20 protein-coding genes and 1 riboswitch are annotated in these 24,475 nt (G+C 72.5%); of the genes, 14 read left to right on the top strand and 6 right to left on the bottom strand.

Annotation, left to right across the window (positions count from 1 at the left end; all coding sequences use genetic code 11):
* Window positions 1-271: 271 nt before the first annotated feature.
* On the bottom strand, window positions 272-1,867 hold the full coding sequence (locus ACFQSB_RS22085) for a CocE/NonD family hydrolase (protein ID WP_380828761.1): 1,596 nt from the start codon (window positions 1,865-1,867) through the stop codon (window positions 272-274).
* A gap of 326 nt (window positions 1,868-2,193) precedes the next feature.
* On the opposite strand from ACFQSB_RS22085, the gene ACFQSB_RS22080 reads away from it, so the two are divergent.
* The 5 genes from ACFQSB_RS22080 (at window position 2,194) to thyX (ending at window position 8,395) form a co-directional block, all read left to right on the top strand.
* A complete protein-coding gene (locus ACFQSB_RS22080; protein WP_380828760.1) occupies window positions 2,194-4,326 on the top strand; it encodes an anthranilate synthase component I in 2,133 nt (710 codons plus the stop codon).
* 203 nt (window positions 4,327-4,529) lie between these two features.
* On the top strand, window positions 4,530-5,825 hold the full coding sequence (locus ACFQSB_RS22075; protein WP_380828758.1) for an amidohydrolase family protein: 1,296 nt from the start codon (window positions 4,530-4,532) through the stop codon (window positions 5,823-5,825).
* A gap of 76 nt (window positions 5,826-5,901) precedes the next feature.
* Window positions 5,902-6,852, top strand: a complete 951-nt coding sequence (locus ACFQSB_RS22070; protein WP_380828757.1) for an ABC transporter ATP-binding protein — start codon at window positions 5,902-5,904, stop codon at window positions 6,850-6,852.
* The gene (locus tag ACFQSB_RS22065) at window positions 6,849-7,601 is read left to right on the top strand and encodes an ABC transporter permease (protein WP_354920690.1); all 753 of its coding nucleotides are present in this window, start codon (window positions 6,849-6,851) and stop codon (window positions 7,599-7,601) included. Before ACFQSB_RS22070 ends, ACFQSB_RS22065 begins: the two co-directional genes overlap by 4 nt.
* Before the next feature lie 83 nt (window positions 7,602-7,684).
* Window positions 7,685-8,395 (top strand): FAD-dependent thymidylate synthase, encoded by a 711-nt coding sequence (gene thyX / locus ACFQSB_RS22060; protein ID WP_380828755.1) that lies wholly within the window; start codon window positions 7,685-7,687, stop codon window positions 8,393-8,395.
* A 35-nt stretch (window positions 8,396-8,430) separates the two neighbouring features.
* On the opposite strand, the gene ACFQSB_RS22055 is transcribed toward thyX, so the two are convergent.
* Together ACFQSB_RS22055 and ACFQSB_RS22050 are read right to left on the bottom strand one after the other, a co-directional pair.
* Window positions 8,431-8,736, bottom strand: coding sequence for a ubiquitin family protein (locus ACFQSB_RS22055; protein ID WP_354846572.1), 306 nt, complete (start codon window positions 8,734-8,736; stop codon window positions 8,431-8,433).
* A gap of 191 nt (window positions 8,737-8,927) precedes the next feature.
* Window positions 8,928-10,151 carry a globin domain-containing protein gene (locus tag ACFQSB_RS22050; protein ID WP_354920684.1) on the bottom strand — a complete coding sequence of 408 codons (1,224 nt, stop codon included), beginning with the start codon at window positions 10,149-10,151 and terminating at the stop codon, window positions 8,928-8,930.
* 554 nt (window positions 10,152-10,705) lie between these two features.
* On the opposite strand from ACFQSB_RS22050, the gene ACFQSB_RS22045 reads away from it, so the two are divergent.
* Window positions 10,706-11,392: a gamma-glutamyl-gamma-aminobutyrate hydrolase family protein gene (locus ACFQSB_RS22045; RefSeq protein ID WP_380828753.1), complete on the top strand. Its 687-nt coding sequence runs from the start codon at window positions 10,706-10,708 to the stop codon at window positions 11,390-11,392.
* Window positions 11,393-11,461: 69 nt separating this feature from the next.
* Here the strand turns inward: ACFQSB_RS22045 and ACFQSB_RS22040 are convergent, their stop codons facing one another.
* Window positions 11,462-12,643: an acyl-CoA dehydrogenase family protein gene (locus tag ACFQSB_RS22040; RefSeq protein ID WP_354846563.1), complete on the bottom strand. Its 1,182-nt coding sequence runs from the start codon at window positions 12,641-12,643 to the stop codon at window positions 11,462-11,464.
* A 150-nt stretch (window positions 12,644-12,793) separates the two neighbouring features.
* On the bottom strand, window positions 12,794-13,384 hold the full coding sequence (locus ACFQSB_RS22035) for a class I SAM-dependent methyltransferase (protein WP_380828751.1): 591 nt from the start codon (window positions 13,382-13,384) through the stop codon (window positions 12,794-12,796).
* Window positions 13,385-13,655: 271 nt separating this feature from the next.
* Here ACFQSB_RS22035 and ACFQSB_RS22030 point away from each other — a divergent pair, with 271 nt between their 5' ends.
* From ACFQSB_RS22030 to ACFQSB_RS21995, 8 genes are all read left to right on the top strand, one after another.
* On the top strand, window positions 13,656-14,234 hold the full coding sequence (locus ACFQSB_RS22030; RefSeq protein ID WP_354846558.1) for a CDP-alcohol phosphatidyltransferase family protein: 579 nt from the start codon (window positions 13,656-13,658) through the stop codon (window positions 14,232-14,234).
* Window positions 14,235-14,329: 95 nt separating this feature from the next.
* Window positions 14,330-16,831, top strand: a complete 2,502-nt coding sequence (locus ACFQSB_RS22025; RefSeq protein WP_380828749.1) for a sugar phosphate nucleotidyltransferase — start codon at window positions 14,330-14,332, stop codon at window positions 16,829-16,831.
* A gap of 353 nt (window positions 16,832-17,184) precedes the next feature.
* Window positions 17,185-17,688 (top strand): FHA domain-containing protein, encoded by a 504-nt coding sequence (locus ACFQSB_RS22020; protein ID WP_354846552.1) that lies wholly within the window; start codon window positions 17,185-17,187, stop codon window positions 17,686-17,688.
* 12 nt (window positions 17,689-17,700) lie between these two features.
* Window positions 17,701-18,375, top strand: a complete 675-nt coding sequence (gene ftsR, locus ACFQSB_RS22015) for a transcriptional regulator FtsR (protein ID WP_380828747.1) — start codon at window positions 17,701-17,703, stop codon at window positions 18,373-18,375.
* A gap of 131 nt (window positions 18,376-18,506) precedes the next feature.
* Window positions 18,507-18,977 carry a bifunctional nuclease family protein gene (locus ACFQSB_RS22010; RefSeq protein ID WP_354846547.1) on the top strand — a complete coding sequence of 157 codons (471 nt, stop codon included), beginning with the start codon at window positions 18,507-18,509 and terminating at the stop codon, window positions 18,975-18,977.
* Window positions 18,978-19,123: 146 nt separating this feature from the next.
* On the top strand, window positions 19,124-19,747 hold the full coding sequence (locus ACFQSB_RS22005) for a MerR family transcriptional regulator (protein WP_380828746.1): 624 nt from the start codon (window positions 19,124-19,126) through the stop codon (window positions 19,745-19,747).
* Window positions 19,748-19,938: 191 nt separating this feature from the next.
* A riboswitch (glycine riboswitch) is annotated at window positions 19,939-20,065 on the top strand.
* A 169-nt stretch (window positions 20,066-20,234) separates the two neighbouring features.
* Entirely contained in the window at window positions 20,235-23,102 is a 2,868-nt protein-coding gene (gcvP, locus tag ACFQSB_RS22000) for an aminomethyl-transferring glycine dehydrogenase (RefSeq protein WP_380828745.1), read from the top strand.
* A gap of 102 nt (window positions 23,103-23,204) precedes the next feature.
* Window positions 23,205-24,020: a tetratricopeptide repeat protein gene (locus ACFQSB_RS21995; protein ID WP_380828744.1), complete on the top strand. Its 816-nt coding sequence runs from the start codon at window positions 23,205-23,207 to the stop codon at window positions 24,018-24,020.
* Between the two features lie 17 nt (window positions 24,021-24,037).
* Here the strand turns inward: ACFQSB_RS21995 and ACFQSB_RS21990 are convergent, their stop codons facing one another.
* Window positions 24,038-24,430, bottom strand: coding sequence for a hypothetical protein (locus ACFQSB_RS21990; protein ID WP_354920669.1), 393 nt, complete (start codon window positions 24,428-24,430; stop codon window positions 24,038-24,040).
* Window positions 24,431-24,475 lie beyond the last annotated feature (45 nt).

The following is a 24,475-nucleotide window of genomic DNA, read 5'->3' as shown; positions in this document are numbered from 1 at the left end:
GCCATCGCATGATCTTCGGATGTCTTCACAACCACTGATGATCACGCGGTGGCCGTACCCATGCCCCCATAACCAGCGAGATCACGAACAGTCACTGGAGTACTAAGGGGGGTGGCGCCGAAAGGGGATCGGCTAAGGGGGGTGGCGCCGAAAGGGGATCGGCTAAGGGGGGTGGCGCCGAAAGGGGATCGGCTAAGGGGGGTGGCGCCGAAAGGGGATCGGCTAAGGGCGTGGTGCCGAGAGAGTGAGGGCGTGGGTCCCGGGCGCGGTCTCAGGGCGGCAGGTGGGGGAGGACGATCGCCGACGGGTGCGCGGGATCGTGGAAGACCTCCTGGTCGGCCGGGACCGCCCGGTGCCCGGTGCCCAGCGGCTCGCCGGTGCCGAGGTTGCGGGCCAGCCGCGGGTAGGCGCCGCTGGCGATCTGCACCCGCACACGGTGCCCCCGCTTGAAGCGGTGCGCGATCGGCCACAGCTCGACCTCGACCCGGCGCACTCCCTCGTCGTCGGTGGCGGGCGTGCCGGGCACCAGGCGGCGCACGCCCTCGCAGACGTTCAGCGAGGTGCCGTCCGGATGGACGTCGCACACGCGGACCACCAGGTCGGTGTGCTCGGTGCTGGAGCGCAGGTACACCTCCGCCGTCACCGGGCCGATCAGGTCGGTGTCCTCGCCGAGCGCCTCGCCGGTGTAGGCCAGCACGTCCGAGCGCGCCTCCAGGCGCCGGTTGTCCCGGGGCGCGGAGTTGCCGAGCAGCGTCGGCCCGCCGACGACAGGGGTGGGGCGGGCGGGGTTGTAGCGGTAGCGGTCGGGGCCGGACTGCGCGGGGTTGGCCGGCGCCAGCGCCCGTCCCTGCTGCAGGTGCCAGCGCACCTGCCGCATGCCGGGCACCGGCCAGTCACGGTAGTCGCGCCACTCGCCCGCGCCGGTGACGAACACCCGCACCGGGCTGGCGCGCAGACCGGTGGTGTCGCCGAGCAGGTGGGCGCGGAACCACGCCAGCGCGTCGAGGTTGGCGATGCGCCCGTGCCGCACGTCGGCGTGGTGCCAGGGCCCGATCGTCAGGTACGGCTGGCGCCCGGCGGCGCGCATGGCGGCGTAGTCCTTCAGCTGCCAGGGCAAGAAGACGTCGTACCAGCCGCCGGTCATCGTCACCGCCGCGTCGACCTCGCCCACCGTGGCCGAGAAGTCGCGCTTCTTCCAGAACGGGACCGAGGGGTCGGCGTGGTGGGTGAGCACCTCCTGGAAGAACGGCAGCGAACGCCCGGCGGCGAGCCTGTCCAGCTCGCCGAGCGGCCGGCCCGACAGCACGGCACGCTGGGTGCGGCGCGGGGCGAAGAACACCGCGGCGCCGGCGAGCGGGCCGTTCATCATCGCGGTCAGCGTGCTCCAGCTCAGCGTGGCCTCCAGTGCGAACGAGCCGCCCACGTAGGCGGCGTCGCGGAACTGGGAGGCGGTCACCTGGGTGGCCATCGCCTTCAGGTCGGGGCCCGCGTACGGGGCGATGGCCCACTGGGCGTGCCCGAGGTAGCTCGGCCCGTGCATCGCGAAGCTGCCGCCGTACCAGGGCTGGGCGCGCATCCACTCGACCGTGGCCAGGCCGTCGTCCTGCTCGTCCAGCGGGGACGCCTCGCCGCCGGACCCGAACCCGCCCCGGCAGCTCTGCAGGATCACCTGGAACCCCTGGCGCGCGAACGCCCGGCCGTAGGCGTAGCCGAACAGGCCGCGCCGGCCGTAGGGGGAGCGGATGAGAATGGTCGGCGGGGCGCTGACGCCGATCGGGATGTAGCGGTCGGCCAGCAGCAGGACACCGTCGGGCATGGGGACCCGCAGGTCCTTGTGGACGACCACCCGGTACGGATTCCTGCCCATGCGCGCTCCTCGATGTAAGGGAGACCTACCCCGATAGATGTAAGCAGCGCTTTACTCCCTGGTAACATGCTAGTGCTATGGGCCGGGACTCGCTGTGATGCAGGTCACCCGCCCTCGCGAACGGGCGGCGCGCCCATGCCGCCGACAACTGGCGGTGCGCCCCCGGGTGCCGCTAGCATTCAGCCATGCGAACCATTTCACCTGCTCGGTGGTGGCGCCGCTCATAGGCGGCGCGATTTTTCGCATTCTTTACCCACGGCCGCCCCGGGAGGCGGCCGATTTCATGCCCGCCCGGGGCCTATTGACATTAAGAAGGGCGAGGCAAGGTGGACACGAGCGGATATACCACCGCGGGCGGCATCGAGGTCGAGGTCACGACCGCGGACGTGCCCGAGTCCGTGCTGGAGGAGGTCGTCTCCTCCCTGGGCGAGCGTCGCGGCGGCGTGCTGTCCTCGGGCATGGAATACCCCGGCCGGTACAGCCGGTGGCACCTCGCCTACGTCGACCCGGTGCTGGAGATCGTCGCCTGCGGCCGCCGCATCTCGGCCCGGGCCCTCAACGAGCGCGGGCGCGTCGTGCTGCCCGCCGTGACCTCCTGCCTGCTGGCGGCGGGCAAGACCACCACCGAGCCGACCCTGGACCACGTCGAGGTGGAGGTCGCCGAGTCCGAGGACATCCTGCCCGAGGAGATGCGCAGCCGCCGCCCCACCGTGTTCACCGCGGTCCGCGAGGTGATCGCCGCCTTCGCCGGCGACGACGAGCACCTCGGGCTGTACGGGGCCTTCGGCTACGACCTCGCCTTCCAGTTCGAGCCCATCAGGCAGGCGCTCGAGCGCGCCCACGACCAGCGCGACCTGGTCCTGCACCTGCCCGACCGCGTCATGGTCATCGACCGCAAGCGCGAGACCAGCCGGGAGTACCTCTACGAGTTCACCGTCGACGGCGTCTCCACCCGCGGCCTGCGGCGCACCGGCGAGACGCTGCCGCTGCCGCCCGCCCCCGCGGCCCTGCCCCCCAACCCCGCACCTGGCGAGTACGCCGCCGTCGTCGAGGCCGCCAAGCAGAAGTTCCGGCGCGGCGACCTGTTCGAGGTGGTCCCCGGCCAGGTCTTCCACGCCCCCTGCGCCGACCCGGCCGCCTTCTACCGGGGCCTGCGCCTCATCAACCCCGCCCCCTACGAGTTCCTGTTCAACCTCGGCGAGGGCGAGCACCTGGTCGGCGCCTCCCCCGAGATGTACGTCCGCGTCCAGGGCGACCGGGTGGAGACCTGCCCGATCTCCGGGACGATCGCCCGCGGCAGCAACCCCGTCGAGGACGCCGAGGCGATCCGCACCCTGCTCAGCTCGGTGAAGGAGGAGTCCGAGCTGACCATGTGCACCGACGTCGACCGCAACGACAAGTCGCGCATCTGCGTCCCCGGCACCGTCCAGGTGATCGGCCGCCGCCAGATCGAGATGTACTCCCGGCTCATCCACACCGTCGACCACATCGAGGGCCGCCTGCGCCCCGAGTTCGACGCCCTGGACGCCTTCCTCACCCACATGTGGGCCGTCACCGTCACCGGCGCGCCCAAGACCTGGGCCATGCAGTTCATCGAGGACCACGAGGCCACCGCGCGGCGCTGGTACGGCGGCGCCGTCGGCTACCTCGGCTTCGACGGGTCGATGAACACGGGCCTCACCCTGCGCACCGCCCAGATCCGCGACGGCGTGGCCACGGTGCGCGCGGGCGCGACGCTGCTGTTCGACTCCGACCCGGCCGCCGAGGAGCGCGAGACCGAGCTCAAGGCCAGCGCCCTGCTCGGGGCCCTCGCCGCCGTCGGCGCCCCCCGGGCCGCCCCGCCCCGCGCCCGTGAGCGCGAGCGGGCGGGCCAGGGCATGAAGGTCCTGCTGGTCGACCACGAGGACTCCTTCGTCAACACCCTCGCCGACTACTTCCGCCAGCAGGGCGCCGACGTGATCACCCTGCGGCACGGCTTCCCCCTGGCCATGCTGGAGGAGATCGCGCCCGACATGGTGGTGCTCTCGCCCGGCCCCGGCTGGCCGTCCGACTTCGGCTGCACGGACCTGGTGGAGGCCCTGTACGCCCGCGACCTGCCCGTCTTCGGGGTGTGCCTGGGCCTGCAGGCCATGGTCGAGCAGGCCGGCGGCAGCCTGTCGCTGCTGCCGGAGCCCGAGCACGGCAAGCGCGGCCGCGTCGCCCGCGTGGGCGACAGCGCCCTGCTCGAAGGACTGCCGCCCGAGTTCGTCGCCGCCCGTTACCACTCCCTGCACGCCAAGCAGCCGGGGGTCACGGGGTTCACGGTGACCGCGCTCACCCCCGACGGGGCCGTCATGGCCGTCGAGGACACCCTCAACCGCCGCTTCGGGGTCCAGTTCCACCCCGAGTCGATCCTCACCGCCGAGGGCGGCGCCGGGGCCCGCGTCATCGCCAACGTGCTGAGGCTCTGCCGGCGGTGACCCCGCCGGGGCCGCGGCCCGCCCCGCCGGGTCGCGGCTGTGCCGGAGTTGGGTAAAGGGCGGGACGAACCCGGAGCCGGTGACCGGCCCCGGCCGTAGAGTCCACAGGCGGCGCGGGCCGGGCGGCTGGGCGGGAAGCCGTCCGGCCCGCCCGGCGCATTCCGGCGGCGCCGCGGGGACCGACGAGCGGGGTGAGGTGGCCGATGGACCAGAACGACACCCTGCCGGTCCTCCCACCCCTTGCCCTCCCCGTACCGGCGGCGCGTCCGGCCCCCGCGCCGGCGGCGCCTTCCGCCCCTGTCCCGGCGGCGGGTGGCCGGCCGGCGTGCTGGGAGCCCGGCACGCCGGCCGCCCGGGTGCCGGACGCCGTGCGGGACGCGCTGCTCGCCCCGCTGGTGGACCACCACTGCCACGGCGTGCGCCGCGACGACCTCACGCGGGCCCGGTTCGAGCTGTTGATCACCGAGGCGGCCACCCCGGCGCCCCCCGGCACCACCCACTTCGACACCCCGGTCGGCACGGCCATCCGCCGCTGGTGCGCCCCCGTCCTGGACCTGGAACCGCACGTCCCGGCGGCCGTCTACCTCGCCCGCCGGGCCGAGCTCGGCGCCCGGGAGGCCAACACCCGCCTGCTGCGCGCCGCCGGGGTCGTGGCCTTCCTCGTGGACCCCGGCCACGGCGGCGGCGACCTGCTGTCGGCGGCCGAGATGGGACGCCTCGGCGGAGCGGCCGCCGACGAGATCGTCCGCCTGGAGCGCGTCGAGCAGGACGTCGCCCGCGAGGGCCTCACCTGCGTCGGCTACCTCGAAGCCCTGGAGGACCGCCTCGCCGCGCGCGCCGCGCGGGCGGTCGGGCTGAAGACGGTCCTCGCCCACCGCTGCGGCCTGGACTTCGCGCCCTCACGCCCGAGCCGCGGCGCCGTCATCGCCGCCGCGGCCCGCCGCCTGGCCGGTCCCGGCGGCCCGCTCACCGACCCCGACCTGCTGCGCCACCTGCTCTGGACGGCGGTGGACATCGCCCGCGAACGGGGGCTGCCCCTCCAGGTGCACACCGGCTACGGCGGCCCCCCGAGTAGCCTGGGCATCGGCCCGCACCGCTCGGACCCGGCGCTGATGACCGGCTTCCTCCGCGCGCTGCGGCCGACCGGCGTCCCGGTCATCCTGCTGCGCTGCTACCCCTACCACCGGCAGGCCGCCTACCTGGCCAGCGTGTACCCCCACGTGTACGTGGACGTCGGCCTCGCCCCGACCTCCACGGCATCGGGCTCGGCGGCGATCATCGGGGAGCTGCTGGAGCTGGTGCCCTACCACAAGCTCATGTTCAGCTCCGACTGCCGCGGCGTCGCCGAGATGTGCCACCTCGGCGCCCTGTACTTCCGTCGCGGCCTGGCCCGAGCGCTCGCCGCGCGCCTGCGCGAGGGGGAGTGGAGCGCCGCCGACGCCGCCCGCGTGGCCCACATGATCGGGTCGGGCAACGCCCGCCGGGTGTACCGGCTGTAGGCGTTCCATATCGTTGTGGCGTATATCCGGCCGAACCGCTATGCGCGTCGATCAACTCGCCCGATAATCGGGCCTGATGTCCGCGATAGAGATCCGCAGCCTGTCCAAGTCGTTCGGAGCGGTCCGCGCCGTCGACGACGTCTCCTTCACCGTGGAGCAGGGCACCGTCACCGGATTCCTCGGCCCGAACGGCGCAGGCAAGACCACCACGCTGCGCTGCCTGCTCGGCCTGGTCACCCCCGACTCCGGCGAGGCCCTCATCGGCGGCCGCCGCTACGCCGACCTGGCCGCGCCGCTCACCGAGGTCGGCGCGGTGCTGGAGGCGACCAACTTCCACCCCGGACGCACCGCCCGCGACCACCTCAGGGTGCTGTGCACGGCCGCCGGGCTGCCGCCGGCACGCGCCGGCGAGGCACTGGACCAGGTGGGTCTCGCCGACGCGGCCGGCAAGCGCGTGGGCGGGTTCTCCCTCGGCATGCGCCAGCGCCTCGCCCTGGCCACCGCCCTGCTGGGCGCCCCCAGGATCCTCATCCTCGACGAGCCGGCCAACGGCCTGGACCCGGCCGGCATCCAGTGGCTGCGCGGCTTCCTGAGGTTCCTCGCCGACGACCGGGGATGCGCGGTGCTGGTCTCCAGCCACGTCCTGGCCGAGGTCGAGCAGACGGTCGACGACATCGTCATCATCGCCCGCGGCCGCATGATCAGACAGGGCGCGCTGTCGGAGCTCACCTCCGGCGGCGACCACGGCGTCAGAGTGGCCGCGGCGGAGGCCGAACGGCTGCGCCCCCGCCTGGAGGAGGCCGGCGCCACGGTGGAGTCCCCCGAGAGCGGCGTGCTGCTGGTCCGCGGCGTGCCCCCCGAGGTGGTCGGCCGGGCGGCGCTGGAGGAGGCGGTCGTGCTGTCGGAGCTGGTCGGGCAGCGCTCGGACCTCGAACAGGTCTTCCTCGACCTCACCGGCGACCCCGCCCCTCCGCCCGGCGGTGACGCGCTCCCCGTCCAGACCGAGACCCCTGGGGGAACGTCATGACGAGGCTGGTCAGGGCCGAGCTGCAGAAGGTCTTCACCACCCGCATGGTCTGGGGCATGCTCGCCCTGTCGCTGGGCTTCACCGCGATCGGCGTGGTCGTGCTGAGCGTCTTCTCCGGGCAGCAGGGCACCCCTCCCATCACCGAGCCGCGAGGGGCGCTCAACCTGTTCAGCCAGGCGGGCGTCGGCCTGGTGTTCTCCTTCGTGATCGGCACACTGCTCATCACGGGCGAGTACCGCTTCCAGACGATCACCCACACCTTCCTGGTGACCCCGCGCCGCGCGCGTGTGGTCGCCGCCAAGCTGCTGGCCTGCGCGGTGGTGGGCGTGATGTTCGGCCTGGCGGGCATCGTGCTGACCTTCGCGGCCGGCGTCCCGGCGATCCTGATCAAGGGCGGCGCGCTCTCGCTGATCGGCGGCGACGTGGCGCGCCTGTGCGCCGGAGTGGTCGCGGCCATGGCCCTGTACACCATCCTCGGCCTGGCCCTGGGCTCGCTGCTGCGCAACCAGGTCGCCGCCATCGTCGTCGGCGTCGGCTGGGTGTACGTGCTGGAGAACCTGCTGGTGGCGCTGCTGCCGAGCGTCGGCAAGTGGTTGCCCGGCGGCGCCGCGCAGGCCGTCTACGGGGTGGCGGCGCCGTTGGGCGGCCATTACCTGCCCGCCTGGGGTGGCGCCGCCCTGCTGCTGGGCTACGCCTTGGCCTTCGCGGCCGTCGCCTCGGTCACCACCCTGCGCCGCGACATCACCTGACCGGCCTCACTGGACCGGTCTCACCTGCGCTTTCCCCCTGCACTACGATCGTGGGCGGCCGAAAACGGGGAGAGGCGGGGCCGGTGCGGTTTCTCAGCGACGTGACGGTGGAGCTCGTCAGGCACAGCGCCGCCGACTCCGACGTGGTGTGGGCCGCCCGGGTCTCCACGGCGGGCGAGCAGTCCCTCGAAGCGGTCGGCCAGGACGCCGAGCGCTCACGCGGCCTGATCAACTACCTCATGCGCGACCGCCACGGCAGCCCCTTCGAGCACACCTCGATGACCTTCTTCGTCCACGCGCCCATCATGGTCTTCCGCGAATTCCACCGCCACAGGGCCGGATGGTCATATAACGAGGAAAGTGGGAGATATAGGGAGCTTGCGCCAGATTTCTATATTCCTGGACGGGAGAGGAAGTTGGTGCAGGAGGGGAAGCCGGGGCGCTATCAGTTCGTCGAAGGGGACGACGAACAGCACGAACTGGTGGCCGGGGCCATGGAGGGGTCCTATCGCGCCGCCTACGCCGCCTACCGCGAGATGCTGGAGGCCGGCGTCGCGCGGGAGGTCGCCCGGGCCGTCCTGCCCGTCGGGCTCTACTCCTCGATGTACGCCACCTGCAACGCCCGGTCGCTGATGCACTTCCTGTCCCTGCGCACCAAGGACGAGCGCGCGAGCGTGCCGTCGTTCCCGCAGCGCGAGATCGAGATGGTGGCCGAGAAGATGGAGGCCTTCTGGGCGGGGCTGATGCCGCTGACGCACGCCGCGTTCAACGCCGCCGGCCGCGTGGCCCCCTGAGCCGCCGGGCCGGGCGCGCGCCTTCGCGGCCGCGGTCACAAGGCGGGCAGGACGTAGACCTCGGCTCCCGGGGGTAAGGCGCACGACAGGCCGCCGAGGCGGCGGGCGTTCTCGCCGCAGACGAACATGCTGATGTGGCGGCGGATGCCGCCGTACTCGTCGCACAGCCGCCGTTCGAGCTTGGGGTGGGTGCGGCGCAGGGTGGTGAGCGCCGCGCCGAGCGTCGGCCGTTCCTCGCCGGAGCCGGCGACCGCGAAGACGCGCACCTCGCTCGCTCCGCCGCCCCAGTGCCACAGCGTGCTCGGCAGCACGAATGTCACGAGCGTGACCGGTCGGGCCATGGGAGTCAGGGCGCCGCCGGGACGATGAGGAGGGCCGTGGAGCCGGGGGGACAGGACCGCCGGGTGACGGCGGCGAGCAGCGTGCGCCGCATGATCGCCCCTTCCTTTCGCGGTGCCGGGCACCCATCGCCGGTCCCCCGGCCGGCGTGGTGGCCCGATCGACGTGGTCGGCCGCTGCGCGCGGATCGGCATCATCGTGCCACGTTGTGCGGGTGCTCGCCGGGCTCCGCGGGATTTGGTCGATCGGTTCGTCCGTATCCTCCTGCCGTATCTGGTTGGCGGAGCGAAGGAGCCCGTCCCTCGGCCGGTCCGGGGTCGCGGTGGACGCGCGCCGGGGGCACGCCGTCGTGCTGCAGACGGCGCACGGTCTCCTCGACCATGGCCGGCGGGCCGCAGACGTAGACCTCGTGGTCGGCCCAGGAGTGGAAGCGCCGCACCACGTCGGGCAGCGGCCCGCGGATGCCGTCGTAGGCGGGGTCGCCGGACACCACGGGCAGGATCCGCAGCCACGGGTAGCCGGCCTCCATGCGGATCAGGTCCTGCAGGTCGTAGAGCTCGGCGGCGGTGCGCGCCCCGTACAGCAGGTGGATGTTGGGGCGCAGGCCCGAGGCGATGACGTGCTCGACGATGGCCTTGACAGGGGCCAGGCCGGTGCCGCCGGCGACGCAGAGGATGTCGCGCGGCGGGTCCTGCCGGGGTGGGGTCATGGTGCCGACCGGCGGGCCGAGCAGCACGGTGTCGCCGATGCGCGTGTGGGAGACCAGCGCCGTGCTGACCCAGCCGCCGCGCACGGCGCGCACGTGCAGCCGGATGGTGTTGTCCGGACGGGGCGCGTTGGCGATGGAGTAGCTGCGCCACACCCGGGGCCAGCGGGCGACCTGCACGTCCACGTACTGTCCGGGGACGAAGGTCATCGGCGTGCCCGGGCGCAGCGTGATCACGGCGATGTCGGGCGTGCGCAGCTCGTGGTCGACGACCTCGGCCAGCCACCAGGCGGGGGAGACCCCGGCGTCGGCCTCCGCCGCCTCGATCATGATGTTGGCCGCGGTGGTGTAGGCGGCCACCCACGCCGCCTCGACCTCGGTGGTCCAGGCGTCGCCGCAGAACCGCCGGATCGTCGCCATCAGCGCGTTGCCCACGGCGGTGTGGTGCTCGGCGAGCACGCCGTACTTGCGGTGGTCCCGGCCGAGCTGCCCCAGGTAGGACCCCAGGCTGTCGGGGCTGTCCAGGCTCCACACGATGCGGGTGAGCGCGGCGAACAGCCGGTCCCGCTGGAGGTCCATGGCGGGAGGGAACATGCACCGGAGCTGCGGGCTCTCAGCGAACAGCCGCCCGTAGAAGTAGGCGACGGCCCTGCCCATGACGGGCTCGATGGCGGAGAAGCTTTCCTTGATGAGACGCGGATTTAACGACATTTCTTGACGCCACCCTAAATGACCGGATTTCTAGCCGATCTTGTTGTTCCACCTCCCAGACGGTCCGGGTCGTGAGCGTCCGGCGGCCCCGGCGCATCCGATCGCTCGAAATGGAGTCTTCCATTCCCACATGAGCCTCACAACCGTTTCACCACAAGGTGACGTGAAAGGGAACTGTTCGTAATCGATGAGTGATTACCCGTAATCGGCGATCCGGAAATAGGGGAAGAGATATGAAAAGGAATCGCATTCACTTTTACCCGCCATTCCCGGTGACCGAACAAGCCTGGTCAAGACCCGTGCGTCCCGCTCCGCGGCTCCGTGGCGTCCCCGCCGGACGGTCGTCGCCGGCCGGCACGAGGATGGCCCCCGCCGGACGGTCCTGCGTGATACTGATGGGGCGAACGGGACAGAAGATGTGGAAGTGACGTGACTGATACCGGGATACGTGACATACCCGAAATGTTGTGCGCCATGATGGGTGCGCCACTGCAAACGGGCTGGGTGCCGCTGCGGCTCAGCGGTACGACCTTGCGCGAGCCCCTGGAGACCGCATGTCCCGACCACTGATCGGTATCACCACCTACTTCGACGCCGCCCGCTGGGGCACCTGGGTGCGCGAGGCGGTGCTGTCGCCTCCCGCCTACGCCAAGGCGGTGGACAAGGCCGGAGGCGCCCCGGTGCTGGTCCCCCCGCTGAGCCTGGGAGCGATAGACGGCTACGTGCGGGGTCTGTCCGGGCTGATCCTGGCCGGCGGAGTGGAGGTCGACCCCGCCTCCTACGGCGAGGAGCGCGAGGAGCGGGTGGAGGAGCCCGAGCCGCGGCGCGACCGGTTCGAGATCGCGCTCGCCGGGGCTGCCATCCAGGCCGGCATCCCGGTCCTCGGCGTGGCCCGCGGCATGCACATCCTGAACGTCGCGCTGGGCGGCACGCTCATCCCGTGGCTGCCCGACGCGGTGCACCACGAGCGGCACGCCGCCTCGGCGCCGCACGTCCTGCAGGTCAGCGTGTCCAGCAAGGTGGGCAAGGCCGTGGGCGACCGCATCGAGGTGGCCATGCCGCACCACCAGGCCCTGCGGCGGCTCGGGGACGGGCTGCTGGCCATCGCCTGGGCCGACGACCAGATCATCGAGGCGGTGGAGCTCCAGGGCCACCGGTTCTGCGTGGGCGTCCAGTGGCACCCTGAGCGCGCTGACGACAACCGCCTGGTGGACGCCCTGGTCGAGGCCGCCATGCCCTGACGCCCCGGCGGGGGCGCCGCGGCGTCGGCGAGCGAACTCGGGGGGCGTCGGAAGCGCGCCTGTGGGGCGTCAGAAGCTGCGGGGCAGGCCGAGGACCTGCGTCGCCAGGTAGTTGAGCAGAAGCTCCTCGGTCACCGGCGCCACCCGGCCGACGCGGGCGTCGGCGAGCAGCCGGGCCACCGGGTACTCCAGCGAGTAGGCCATGCCGCCGTGGGTCTGGAAGGCGTGGTCGGCCGCCTCCCACGCGGCCTGCGAGGCGGCGAGCTTGGCGATGTTGGCCTCGGTGGCGCACGGCAGCCGCCGGTCGAACAGCCACGCCGCCTTGTAGAGCATCAGCCGGGCCAGCTCGATCTTGGCCTTGACCTGCGCCAGCGGGAAGGCGATGGCCTGGTTGGCGCCGATGGGGCGGCCGAACACCTCCCGCTCCTTGGCGTAGGAGACCGCCACGCGCAGCGCCACCTCCGCGCCGCCGAGCGCGCTCGCGCCCAGCAGGATGCGCTCGGGGTTGAGGATGTCCCACAGCACCAGGGCGCCCTGGTCCACCTGGCCGACCACGCTGGTGGCCGGGAGGCGCAGGTCGTCGATGAAGACCATGTTGGACGGGGTGGTGTTGGCGCCCATCTTGGGGATCGGGCGGTAGGACAGCCTGCCCGCCGCCACCGCCTCGGGGACGTCCACCAGGAAGACCGTCAGGCCGTTGGTGCGGGGCTTGGCCTCGGCGGCGGGGATGGTGCGGGTCACCAGCAGCATCCGGCTCGCCCGCTGGACCCCGGTGATCCAGATCTTCTGCCCGTTGACCACGTACTCGTCGCCGTCGCGGCGGGCGAAGGTGGAGATGGCCAGGGAGTTGGACCCGGCGTCCGGCTCGGTGAGCGCGAAGCAGGTCTCGGCCTCGCCGGTGGCGAGCTTGGGCAGCAGCTCCGCCTTCTGCTCGGCCGTCCCGTGGCGGGCCAGGGTCAGCGCGCCGAAGCCGGGCGTCAGCACGTAGGTGAACGCCGAGCCGCCGGCCGAGCCGGAGGCCGACAGCGTCTCGGTGGCCACGGCGAGCTCCAGCAGGCCCTGGCCGCCGCCCCCGTACTCCTCGGGCACCGCCAGGCCGAGCCAGCCGCCCTTGGCCAGCTCGGCCCAGATCTCCTCGGGCCACCGCTTCTCCGCCTCGCAGCGCTGCCAGTAGTCCATGTCATAGCGCGCGCAGATCGCGGCGACGCCCCGCTGGACCTCGCGGGCGCTCTCCGGAAGCGTGAAGTCCACCTTGATCACTCCTATCCCGTCGGCCGCCCATGGTAGAACGACGTTCGGTGCGCGGGCGAGGGGGCCGCGCCGCGGGAACAGGATGATCGGCGGGACGCGCCGCCCACGCGCGGGGGAGCGGGCGGACGGCGCGGCCGGGGGAGCGGTGGGTCAGCGGCGCGGCCGGCGGGCGTGGTAGACGAACGCCGGCGGCACGTTGCCCCAGACGGTGCGGCTGGGCACGACCTCCTCGAACGCCTCCAGCAGGCGGCGGCGGAAGCGGATCGCGGGCGGTAGCGTGCGGGCGTGCACGTAGGCGAAGGTGGTGAAGGCCCCGTCGGGGGCGAGCGTCTCGGTGATCGCGCCGAGCAGCCGGTCCTGCAGCCGGGCCGGGAACGCCGCCCAGGGGAGGCCGCTGACCACCGCGTCGACGCGGTCCAGACCGTGCTCGGCGAGCAGGCAGGGCAGGGTCACGGCGTCGGCCACGATGACCTTGGCGCCGGGGTGGCGGTCACTCAGCCGCGCGGCGAGCGCGGGGTTGATCTCGATGGCCAGATGGTGCCCGCGGCCGTCCAGCCGCCGCTGGATCTCCTCGGTGAACACGCCCGTCCCCGGGCCGAGCTCGACGATGACCGGGTCACCGCGCTCGGGCACCGGCGCGGAGACGGCCCGCGCCAGGCGGCGCGAACTGGGCGCCACCGCCCCCGTGGTGCCGGGCGCCTTGACGAACTGCCCGAAGAACAGTGCTGCATCGTTGGCCATGGCACTGACATTAAGCCCCAAAACGGTCCGCTCGCTTCCGCCGTCCGGCCGATCTCATGGTCCCCTGGAGGATGCCATCTCCGCCCTGAGGAGGATGCCGTCTTTGCCGGAAATATGCCCGTCTCGCCGCCTGGGCGGCGCGGAGGACCGCGGCCCCACGATACGGCCACCGCGAGGCGCGCCGCGCCCGGACGGCACGGCTCGCCCCCGCCGCCGCCCGCCGTCGCACCCGGGTAGGGTCGGCACCAGGTTCGCGAGGGGAGAGTCACGGGTGAAATCGGCGGAGGACCGCATCTGGACGGTTCCGAACATCCTGAGCATGCTGCGGCTGCTCGGCGTGCCGGTCTTCCTCTGGCTGGTGCTCGGGCCCAAGGCCGACGGCTGGGCGCTGGTGCTGCTCATGCTGGCCGGCTTCTCCGACTGGCTGGACGGCAAGCTCGCCCGGGCGTGGAACCAGACCAGCAGGCTCGGCAGGCTGCTCGACCCCGTCGCCGACCGGCTGTACATCCTGGCCACGCTCATCGGCCTGACCCTGCGCGAGGTGATGCCCTGGTGGCTGGCCGCGCTGATCATCGGCAGGGACGTGGTGCTCATGCTCGGCGTGCCCGTCCTGCGCAGGCACGGCTTCGGCCCGGCGCTGCCGGTCCACTTCCTCGGCAAGGCGGCCACCGCCTGCCTGCTCTACGCCTTCCCGCTGCTGTTCCTGGCCTCCCACGACGGCTGGTACGCCGACATGGCCCGGATCATGGGATGGGCCTTTGCCATATGGGGAACAGGTCTGTATTGGTGGGCGGGGGCGCTGTACGTGGTTCAGGGGCGACGGCTCATCGGAGGGGCGAGCCGGGCATGAGCGGTCGTGGGGCGCGCCCCGGCGGGTCCCGGCGGCGAGTGCCCGCGCGAGCCTGACCGTGTGCCCACCGTGACGAGACAGCCGGAGGGTGATCTGTGAAGGCCGTCGTGATGGCGGGCGGGGAAGGCACTCGGCTGCGGCCGATGACCGCCAACCAGCCCAAACCGCTGCTCCCCGTGGTCAACCGGCCGATCATGGAGCACGTGCTGCGCCTGCTGCGGCGCCACGGCTTCACCGAGACCGTCGTCACCGTGCAGTTCCTGGCGGCCCTGGTGCGCAACTACTTCGGGGACGGCGACGAGCTCGGCATGAGCCTGCACTACGCCACCGAGGAGATCCCCCTCGGCACCGCCGGCAGCGTGAAGAACGCCGCCGACAAGCTGCGCGACGAGCGCTTCCTGGTCATCTCGGGCGACGCGCTGACCGACATCGACCTCACCGACATGATCAGGTTCCACGAGGAGAACGGCGCCCTGGTCACCATCGGGCTCAAGCGGGTGCCGAACCCGCTGGAGTTCGGCATCATCATCGTCGACGAGCACGGCAGGGTGCAGCGCTTCCTGGAGAAGCCCACCTGGGGCCAGGTCTTCTCCGACACCGTCAACACCGGGGTGTACGTGATGGAGCCCGAGGTGCTCGACGAGGTCGCCCCCGGCGTGCCGGTCGACTGGTCGGGCGATGTGTTCCCCAGCCTCCTGGCCCGCGGCGCCCCGCTGTACGGCTACGTCGCCGGCGGCTACTGGGAGGACATCGGCACCCACGAGAGCTACCTCAAGGCCCAGGCCGACGCCCTGTCGGGACGGGTGCGGCTGGACGCCGACGGCTTCGAGCTCTCCCCGGGGGTCTGGGTGGCCGAGGGCGCCTCGGTCGATCCCGACGCCATCCTGAAGGGCCCGCTGTACATCGGCGGCTACGCCAAGGTCGAGGCCGGCGCCGAGCTGCGCGAGTACACCGTGCTGGGCGACAACGTCGTGGTCAAGGAGGGGGCCTTCCTGCACCGCGCCGTCGTCCACGACAACGTCTACATCGGGCCGAGCGCCCACCTGCGCGGCTGCGTCATCGGCAAGAACACCGACGTGATGACCGGCGCCCGCATCGAGGAGAACGCCGTCGTCGGCGACGAGTGCGTCATCGAGGCCGAGGCCTACGTCTCCTCCGGCGTCAAGATCTACCCGTTCAAGACGATCGAGGCGGGCGCGGTGGTCAACACCAGCGTCATCTGGGAGTCGCGCGGCCAGCGCAGCCTGTTCGGGCCGCGCGGCGTCTCCGGGCTGGTCAACGTCGAGATCACCCCCGAGCTGTGCGTGCGGCTGGCCAGCGCCTACGCCACCACCCTGAAGAAGGGCGCCTCGGTCATCACCTCCCGCGACTCCTCGCGGGCCGCCCGCGCGCTCAAGCGGGCGGTGATCAGCGCGCTCACCGCGAGCGCGATCAACGTGCTGGACCTGGAGGCCGCGCCGCTGCCGGTGGCCCGCTTCCACACCTCCAACGAGACCGCCTCGGGCGGCATCGCGCTGCGCACCACCCCGGGCGACCCGCAGAGCGTCGACATCATCTTCATGGACGAGAACGGCGCCGACCTGTCCCAGGGAGCCCAGCGCAAGCTGGAGCGTGTCTTCTCCCGCCAGGAGTTCCGGCGCGCCTTCCCCGGCGAGATCGCCGAGCTGAGCTTCCCGGCCCGCGCGGTGGAGGACTACACCCGCGAGCTGTTGCGCTGGGTGGACATGTCGGGCGTGCGGGACGCCGAGATGAAGGTCGTCATCGACTGCGCCGGCGGCACCTCCTCCCTGGTGCTGCCGAGCCTGCTCGGCCGCGTCGGCGTGGACGTGCTGACCGTGAACAACCGCCTGGACGACGCCTCGCCGACCGAGACGCTGGCCGAGCGGCGCAGGGACCTGCAGCGCCTGGCCGAGCTGGTCGCCTCCTCCCGTGCCGCGTTCGGCGTGCGCTTCGACCCGGTCGGCGAGCGCGTCTCGCTGGTCGACGAGATGGGCCAGCTCATCAGCGAGGAGCGCGCCCAGCTCGTCGTGCTCGACCTGGTCGCCGCCGAGCGGCGCGGCGGGCGGGTCGCGCTGCCGGTGACCACCACCCGCGTGGCCGAGCAGGTGTGCCGCTTCCACGGCGCCCAGGTGGAGTGGACCTCCACGGCCCTGGACGCCCTGACCACGGCGGCGGCCGACCCCGAGCTGATCTTCGCGGCCGACGGGCGGGGCGGGTTCATCGTCCCGGAGTTCGCCCCCACGGTGGACGGCCTGGCCGCGTTCCTGCGCCTGCTCGGCCTGGTGGCGCGCACGCGCCTGTCGCTCAGCCAGATCGACGCCCGCATCCCGCAGGCCAAGATGCTCAAGCGCACCGTGCCGACGCCGTGGGCGGCCAAGGGGGCGGTCATGCGGTCGGTCGTGGAGGCGGCCGACGGATACCGCCTGGACACCACCGACGGCGTGCGGGTGGTGGAGGAGGACGGCGGCTGGGCCCTCATCCTGCCCGACCCCACCGAGGCCGTGACGCACTTGTGGGCCGAGGGGGAGGACCTGGACGTCGCCCAGAGCCTCCTGGAGCGCTGGGCGCGGGTCGTGGAGCACGCCGTCGGCACCTGACCACGGGCGACGTTCTGCCGCGAAACCAGCGATTCGGGTCACATTCGAACGGCGCGGCGCATGGACCGGAGGGCTGCCTGGACGGTAACTTTGGACCGGCGCGGCGAGCCGAGTCGACAGCAGAACGAGGGGCGAGCGCCGTGAATCCGAGCGAGCCCCCCGCCTGCCAGACCCGAGTGAGCCCGCGTCACAAGCATGTCCGAACCCGCGAGCCTGCCCTCATCTTGACCTTTGCGACTCATCAGCGTAAGTTGCGGCATTCGCAGTCTGAGCAACCATGAGAAGCGAAGATCCGAGGCACGCCGCCCAGAGCACCGTCGCCGCGACTTCGCGGTAGGAGGCCGAGCCGATCGATGCCGAGCGTCTACTGCACTCAGTGCGGGAATGCCAACCCTGAGGACGCCCGTTTCTGCTCACGGTGCGGGTCGCCGTTGAGCCGCGTCGAGAACACGCCGGGGGACACCACCTCCACGATCTCCCTGAGCGGGATCGAGGCGATGGACGGCGAGGCGACGGGCCAGACGCTCATCCCCGATCGGGCGGCGGTCGAGCAACTGCCGCCCGGTACGGCCCTGCTGGTGGTGATGCGCGGGCCGAACGCCGGGAGCCGCTTCCTGCTCGACAGCGATCTCACCACGGCGGGCCGTCACCCCGAGAGCGACATCTTCCTGGACGACGTCACCGTCTCGCGAAGGCACGCCGAGTTCTACCGGCGGGGCGCCTACTTCACCGCCCGGGACGTCGGCAGCCTCAACGGCACCTACGTCAACCGCGAGCGCATCGAGGAACTGCCGCTGTCGGGCGGCGACGAGGTCCAGATCGGCAAATTCCGGCTGGTGTTCCTCACGCGTGGGTGAGGAGGTGCGGTGATGGGCGCGCAGGCGGCGAGGGCGTTCATGAGCATCGGGGAGGTCCTCGAGGTCCTGCGGGCCGACTTCCCCGACGTCACCGTCTCCAAGATCCGCTTCCTGGAGGGCGAGGGGCTCATCGAGCCCCAGCGCTCCCCCTCGGGGTATCGCAAGTTCACCCATGCGGACGTCGAGCGCCTGCGCTACATCCTCACCGCCCAGCGCGACCGCTACCTGCCGCTGCGCGTGATCAAGGACCACCTGGACACCGCCGATCCCGACGGCGCCGGCCGCCCGCGCGCCGTGGGCGGGGAGGCGCCGGTGGCCGAGGTGCGGCTCAGCCGCGCCGAACTGCTGGCCGCCGCCGGGCTGGAGGAGGAGACCCTCGCCGAGCTGGAGGATTTCGGCCTGCTCACCCCGGTGGCCCGGTGGTACGACGCCGAGGCTCTGACCGTCGCCCGCGCCTCGGGCGCGCTGGCGAGGTTCGGCCTGCATCCGCGCCACCTGCGGGTGCTCAAGGCCGCCGCCGAGCGGGAGGCCGGGCTGGTCGAGCAGGCCGTGGCTCCGCTGCTGCGGCGCCGCGCGCCGGGCGCCGCCGGCCGCGCCGAGGAGACCGCGCGAGAGCTGTCCGGTCTGCTGCAGGACCTGCACACCGCCCTGGTCCGCACCGGCCTGCGCGGCATTCTGGGCCGCTGACGGAGCCGCCCGGACATTTCGGGGTGCGGGGATGTTACGTTGAATTTTGCGGCGATGGTCACGCCGCGAGCCGAGAGCCGCGAGGGAACGGGCCCGGAGCGGGGCGGCGACCCGATGAGACGGAGCAGCCTGTGTTGCAGATGGAGGTCGTGGGGGTCCGTGTCGAGATGCCCTCCAACCAGCCCATAGTCCTGCTCAAGGAGGCCAAGGGCGAGCGATACCTGCCGATCTGGATTGGGATGACCGAGGCCACGGCCATCGCGCTGGCTCAGGCGGAGGAGCCGCCCCCCAGGCCGCTCACCCACGACTTGTTCAAGGACGTGATCGAGGCTCTGGGCGTGCGGCTGACGGCGGTGAACATCGTCGCGCTGCGTGACGGAATCTTCTTCGCCGACCTGGTGTTCTCCAACGGGGTGGAGGTGAGCGCCCGGCCGTCGGACTCGATCGCGCTGGCGCTGCGCACCGGTGCGAGCATCTTCGCGAGCGAGGACGTCGTGCGCGAGGCCGGTGTGATCATCCCGGATGACCAGGAGGACGAGGTCGAGAAGTTCCGCGAGTTCCTTGACACGATCACGCCCGAGGACTTCGGCCGTGCGGGTTAGCCATTTCGGGCATTTACGCTTCACGACGCGCCGGGCGGGATCGTTGACTGAGCATCGCGCCAGTCCTACGGTGCAAGGGAACCCACGGTTGTAATTCACGAACCCCCAGATCAGACCGTGGGATGAGAGGAAGCCGGAGGTCCGCAGTGGCGGTCAGCAGCGGCGAGGGCAAGACGGCCGGCCAGCACGATCCAGTCCAGCGGCAGTCGGCGCGGGAACGCGCGGGCGAGCAGGGCCTGCTGTTCGACGAGCGGCCGGCGTCTCTGCCCGCCGACGTCGGATACCGCGGCCCGACGGCGTGCTCGGCGGCCGGCATCACCTATCGTCAGCTCGACTATTGGGCGCGCACCCAGCTCGTCGAGCCGTCGGTTCGCGCGGCGCAGGGGTCGGGATCCCAGCGGCTGTACAGCTTCCGCGACATCCTCGTGCTCAAGGTGGTCAAGCGGCTCCTGGACACCGGGGTGTCGCTCCAGCAGATCCGCACCGCCGTCCAGCACCTGCGCGAGCGCGGGGTCAACGACCTGGCGCAGATCACGCTGATGAGCGACGGGGTGAGCGTCTACGAGTGCACCTCGGCCGACGAGGTGATCGACCTGCTCGAGGGCGGCCAGGGCGTGTTCGGCATCGCCCTCGGCGGCGTGTGGCGCGAGGTCGAGGGCTCCCTGGCGGAGCTGCCGGGGGAACGCGCGGAGCCGGCCGGCCGGGACTCCTTGGAGGACCACCCAGGTGACGAGCTGGCCAAGCGCAGGAAGGCCCGCAAGACGGGCTGAGGCCGGAGGGCCGGGACGGGGAGTGTCCCTCCGCCGAGGAGGGCCGGGGGCTGTCGCACATATCCCAGAAGATCTACGGGGTGGTCGGGGTCCCTACATACCCGCCCTACAGGGATAAAACATGGCAATTTCCGAAATGTAGGGGTAACTCCCTACTCGGGGCGGGACGGTACGATTACCGGGAAAGCTGTTGACCCTGTGCGGGAGAGACCCGGGCACGGGCCGGCACCGCACCACCTGCGGCGCCGGCGGGTGACCCCGGGCGCCGAAGGAGCAACCTCCCCGGAATCTCTCAGGCCCACGTACCGCACAGGCGAGGCGACTCTGGAAAGTAGGCGTGCCCGCCAGGCGTGTCTCACCGACGGTGCAAATCCCCTGCCAGGGGATGAAGCTCTCAGGTCGCGATGAGGATGTCGCGCTGACAGAGGGGGAGATCCGGCATACGCGCGCGCTCAGCGCCGGTCTCTACCCCTTGTAGGAGGGCCCCATGACCGATCGGTCACCGCTTCGCGACCTCTTCGCACCGCCCTTCGCCACCCGGCACATCGGCCCGTCGGACGCCGAGCAGGCCCGCATGCTGGAGGCCGTGGGCTACGCCTCGGTGGCCGACCTGATCGCCGTCGCCGTCCCCGGCGCCATCCGCTCCGGCGAGCCGCTCGACCTGCCGCCCGCCGCGAGCGAGGAGGAGGCGCTCGCGGAGCTGCGCGCCCTGGCCGCCCGCAACCAGGTGCCCACCTCGATGATCGGCCTGGGCTACCACGACACGATCACCCCGGCGGTCGTGCGGCGCAACCTGCTGGAGAACCCCGGCTGGTACACCGCCTACACCCCCTACCAGCCGGAGATCTCCCAGGGCCGCCTGGAGGCCCTGCTCAACTTCCAGACCGTCGTGTCCGACCTGACCGGGCTGGACGTCGCCGGCGCCTCGCTGCTGGACGAGGCCACCGCCGCCGCCGAGGCGATGACCCTGGCCCGCCGCGCCGGCCGCGCCAAGTCCCCGGTGTTCGTCGTCGACGCCGACGCCCTGCCGCAGACCAAGGCGGTGCTGGCCACCCGCGCCGAGCCGCTCGGCATCGAGCTGGTCGAGGCAGACCTGGCCGCCGGGCTGCCGGAGGGGGAGCTGTTCGGCCTGCTGGTCCAGTACCCCGGCGCCGGAGGCCGGCTCAAGGACTTCCGCGCCGTGGCCGCCCAGGCCCGCGCCCGCGGCGCGCTCGTGGTCGCCGCCGCCGACCTGCTGGCCCTGACCCTGGTCGAGGCCCCCGGCACCCTGGGCGCCGACATCGCCATCGGCTCCTCCCAGCGTTTCGGCGTCCCCTTCGGCTTCGGCGGGCCGCACGCGGCCTACATGGCCGTGCGTGAAGGGCTCCAGCGGCAGATGCCCGGCCGGCTGGTCGGGGTGTCGCAGGACGCCGACGGGCGCCCCGCCCACCGTCTGGCCCTGCAGACCCGCGAGCAGCACATCCGCCGGGAGAAGGCCACCAGCAACATCTGCACCGCCCAGGTGCTGCTCGCGGTGATCGCCGGCATGTACGCCGTCTACCACGGCCCCGAGGGCCTGCGGCGCATCGCGCAGCGCACCCACCGGCACGCCGCCGTGCTGGCCGCCGGCCTGCGCGACGGCGGCGTCGAGGTCGTCCACGACGACTTCTTCGACACCGTCCTGGCCCGCGTCCCCGGCCGCGCCGCCGAGGTCGTCGCGGCGGCCCTGGACCGCGGCGTCAACCTGCGCCTGGCCGACGCCGACCACGTGGGCGTCAGCTGCGACGAGAAGACCACCGGCGCGCACCTCCAGGCCGTCTGGGAGGCGTTCGGCGTGACCGGCGTCGTGCTGGACGACGTGGACACCTCCGCCTCCGACGCCCTGCCCGCCGGGCTGCTGCGCACCACCGGCTACCTGTCGCACCCGGTGTTCCACTCCCACCGTTCCGAGACCGCCATGCTGCGCTACCTGCGCAGGCTCCAGGACAGGGACATCGCCCTGGACCGGTCGATGATCCCGCTCGGCTCGTGCACCATGAAGCTGAACGCCACCACCGAGATGGAGCCCATCAGCTGGCCGGAGTTCGCCGGCGTCCACCCCTACGCCCCGGCCGATCAGGTCGAGGGCTACCTGCGCCTGATCGGCGACCTGGAGGGCTGGCTGGCCGAGGTCACCGGCTACGACGCGGTCTCCCTGCAGCCCAACGCCGGATCCCAGGGCGAGTTCGCCGGGCTGCTCGCCATCCGCGCCTACCACAGGGCCAACGGCCACGGCGAGCGCGACGTGTGCCTCATCCCGTCCTCGGCGCACGGCACCAACGCCGCCAGCGCCGTCATGGCCGGTATGCGCGTGGTGGTCGTGGCCTGCGACGACGACGGAAACGTGGACGTCCCCGACCTGATCGCCAAGATCGACAAGCACAGCGAGCGGCTCGCGGCCATCATGGTCACCTACCCCTCCACCCACGGGGTGTACGAGGAGACCATCACCGAGATCTGCGAGCGGGTGCACCAGGCCGGCGGCCAGGTCTACGTCGACGGCGCCAACCTCAACGCGCTGGTCGGCCTGGCCAAGCCCGGGTCCTTCGGCGCCGACGTCTCCCACCTCAACCTGCACAAGACCTTCTGCATCCCGCACGGCGGCGGCGGCCCCGGCGTCGGCCCGGTGGCGGTCCGCTCGCACCTGGCGGCCTACCTGCCCGGCGACCCCCTGGGAGAGCGCGCCGACGGGGCCGTCGGGCCCGTCTCGGCCGCGGCGTACGGCTCGGCGGGCATCCTGCCCATCTCCTGGGCCTACATCCGCATGATGGGCGCCGAGGGCCTCAAGGCGGCCACCGAGCAGGCCATCCTGTCGGCCAACTACCTGGCCCGGCGCCTGGCCCCGCACTACCCGGTGCTCTACACCGGCCGCGAGGGCCTGGTCGCCCACGAGTGCATCATCGACCTGCGCCCGATCACCAAGGAGACCGGCGTCACCGTCGACGACGTCGCCAAGCGGCTCATCGACTACGGCTTCCACGCCCCCACCATGTCCTTCCCGGTGGCCGGCACGCTGATGATCGAGCCGACCGAGAGCGAGGACCTGGCCGAGCTGGACCGCTTCGTCGACGCCATGGTCGCCATCCGCGAGGAGATCGCCAAGGTCGCCTCAGGACGCCACGACCGGGCCGACAACCCCCTGCGGGGCGCCCCGCACACCGCCGCGTGCCTGCTGGCCGACGACTGGAAGCACCCCTACACCCGTGCCGAGGCGGCCTACCCGCTGCCGTCGCTGCGGGAGGACAAGTACTGGTCGCCGGTCCGCCGCATCGACCAGGCCTACGGCGACCGCAACCTGGTCTGCGCCTGCCCCCCGCTGGAGGCATACGAAGACTGAGCGACCGCCCTCGGCGCTCCGCCTGGATCGGCATAATATGTCGCGCGCGACGGCGCGCCCGCGTCGCGAGGCCGGGATTCCCGAGGCGGAGGAGAGGTCCCGATGGCGGCGCACGAGGTCGAGTCCGGCCGGCGGATCGAGGACGCGCGGAGGCTCGCCGAGAGCGGCGAACTGGAGGCCGCGGCCGAGATCTTCGCCGCGCTGGCCTCCGACGAGCGCGAGGCCGACCGCGCCCAGGCGGCCGTCGGCCTCGCCCTGGTCCTCGAGCGCCGTGGCGACCTCACCGGCGCCAGGGCGGCCGCGCGCACGGCCCTGGCCACCGGCCACCCCGAGTACGCCGCCCAGGCGGCCTGCCACCTGGCGCGCGGGTTCGAGCAGGAAGGCATGGCCGACCAGGCCCGCGCCGCCTGGCAGGCCGTGATCGGCGTCGGCACCCCGGCCTACCTTCCCGGCGCCCACCTGGCCCTGGCCCGCATCGCCGAAGCCCAGGGCGACGACCGCGCCGCCGAGGCGGCCCTGCGCGCCACCCTGGCCACCCGCGACCCGCGGGCCTGCTCCGAGGCGGCCCAGCGCCTGGCCGAGTACCTGCTGGAGGACGGGCAGCCCGGCGAGGCCGCCGACCTGCTCCTCGACGCCCTGGAGCTGCCCGAGGTGGCCGACCCCGGGCGCCTGCGGGTGCTGCTCGGCATGGCCCACCTCGACATGGCCTGCGGGGAGTTCGCCGCGGCCGCCGAGGGCGACGGCGACGCCGACGGGGTCGCTCTCGCCGTCGAACTGCTCGCCCGCACGCTGCCCCTGCGCGGGCGGGACGCCGACGCCGAGCAGGTGTGGGCGTACGGGCTCGGCCACCCCGACGAGACGGTGGCCGACCAGGTGCGCCTCCGCCTCACCCGCGACGACACCGCCCCCTCCCAGTAGCCGCCCCGGCCCAGGCCTCAGCGGCGTCTGCGGCCGACGGCGGCGGCGACGTTGACCATGATGATGCCGGTCCAGGCCAGGAACAGCCCCGCGGGCCCGGCCTGCCCGGCGGCGATCGCGGTCAGCGGGATGCCGATGCCGAGCGAGCCGAGCGCGATCGGGATCGTGGCGTCGACCTGCCTGGGCTGCTTGCCCGGGCCGGGATGCGGCGCCGCGTACGGCCCGCCGGGGCCGGGCTGGAGGGGGTACCCGTTCTGCGCGGCCACCTCGGCCCGCACCCGGGACTCGATCGTCGAGTCGATCTTCTCCAGGAACGACTCGATCAGCGCCTGCTCGTAGTCGGAACCGAGGTCCCGGCGGGCCTCCACGGTGGCGCGAAGCTCGTCACGGGGCAATGAATTATCCGGCACCCCCTTAATCTGGCACAGACACCGGGCGGCGGCATCCCCCGTGAG

The organism is Sphaerisporangium rhizosphaerae (genome assembly GCF_042665155.1).
GTDB lineage: Bacteria > Actinomycetota > Actinomycetes > Streptosporangiales > Streptosporangiaceae > Sphaerisporangium > Sphaerisporangium rhizosphaerae.
This window is presented reverse-complemented; position numbering and strand designations above follow the sequence as displayed.

Coding starts and splice junctions, on each gene's coding strand:
- ACFQSB_RS22035 (WP_380828751.1), bottom strand. CDS start 13,384: ATGGCCAACGATGCAGCACTGTTCTTCGGGCAGTTCGTCAAGGCGCCC.
- ACFQSB_RS22070 (WP_380828757.1), top strand. CDS start 5,902: ATGTCCGCGATAGAGATCCGCAGCCTGTCCAAGTCGTTCGGAGCGGTC.
- ACFQSB_RS22045 (WP_380828753.1), top strand. CDS start 10,706: ATGTCCCGACCACTGATCGGTATCACCACCTACTTCGACGCCGCCCGC.
- ACFQSB_RS22065 (WP_354920690.1), top strand. CDS start 6,849: ATGACGAGGCTGGTCAGGGCCGAGCTGCAGAAGGTCTTCACCACCCGC.
- ftsR (WP_380828747.1), top strand. CDS start 17,701: ATGGGCGCGCAGGCGGCGAGGGCGTTCATGAGCATCGGGGAGGTCCTC.
- ACFQSB_RS22055 (WP_354846572.1), bottom strand. CDS start 8,736: ATGGCCCGACCGGTCACGCTCGTGACATTCGTGCTGCCGAGCACGCTG.
- ACFQSB_RS22085 (WP_380828761.1), bottom strand. CDS start 1,867: ATGGGCAGGAATCCGTACCGGGTGGTCGTCCACAAGGACCTGCGGGTC.
- ACFQSB_RS22075 (WP_380828758.1), top strand. CDS start 4,530: ATGGACCAGAACGACACCCTGCCGGTCCTCCCACCCCTTGCCCTCCCC.
- ACFQSB_RS22050 (WP_354920684.1), bottom strand. CDS start 10,151: ATGTCGTTAAATCCGCGTCTCATCAAGGAAAGCTTCTCCGCCATCGAG.
- ACFQSB_RS21995 (WP_380828744.1), top strand. CDS start 23,205: ATGGCGGCGCACGAGGTCGAGTCCGGCCGGCGGATCGAGGACGCGCGG.
- ACFQSB_RS22020 (WP_354846552.1), top strand. CDS start 17,185: ATGCCGAGCGTCTACTGCACTCAGTGCGGGAATGCCAACCCTGAGGAC.
- gcvP (WP_380828745.1), top strand. CDS start 20,235: ATGACCGATCGGTCACCGCTTCGCGACCTCTTCGCACCGCCCTTCGCC.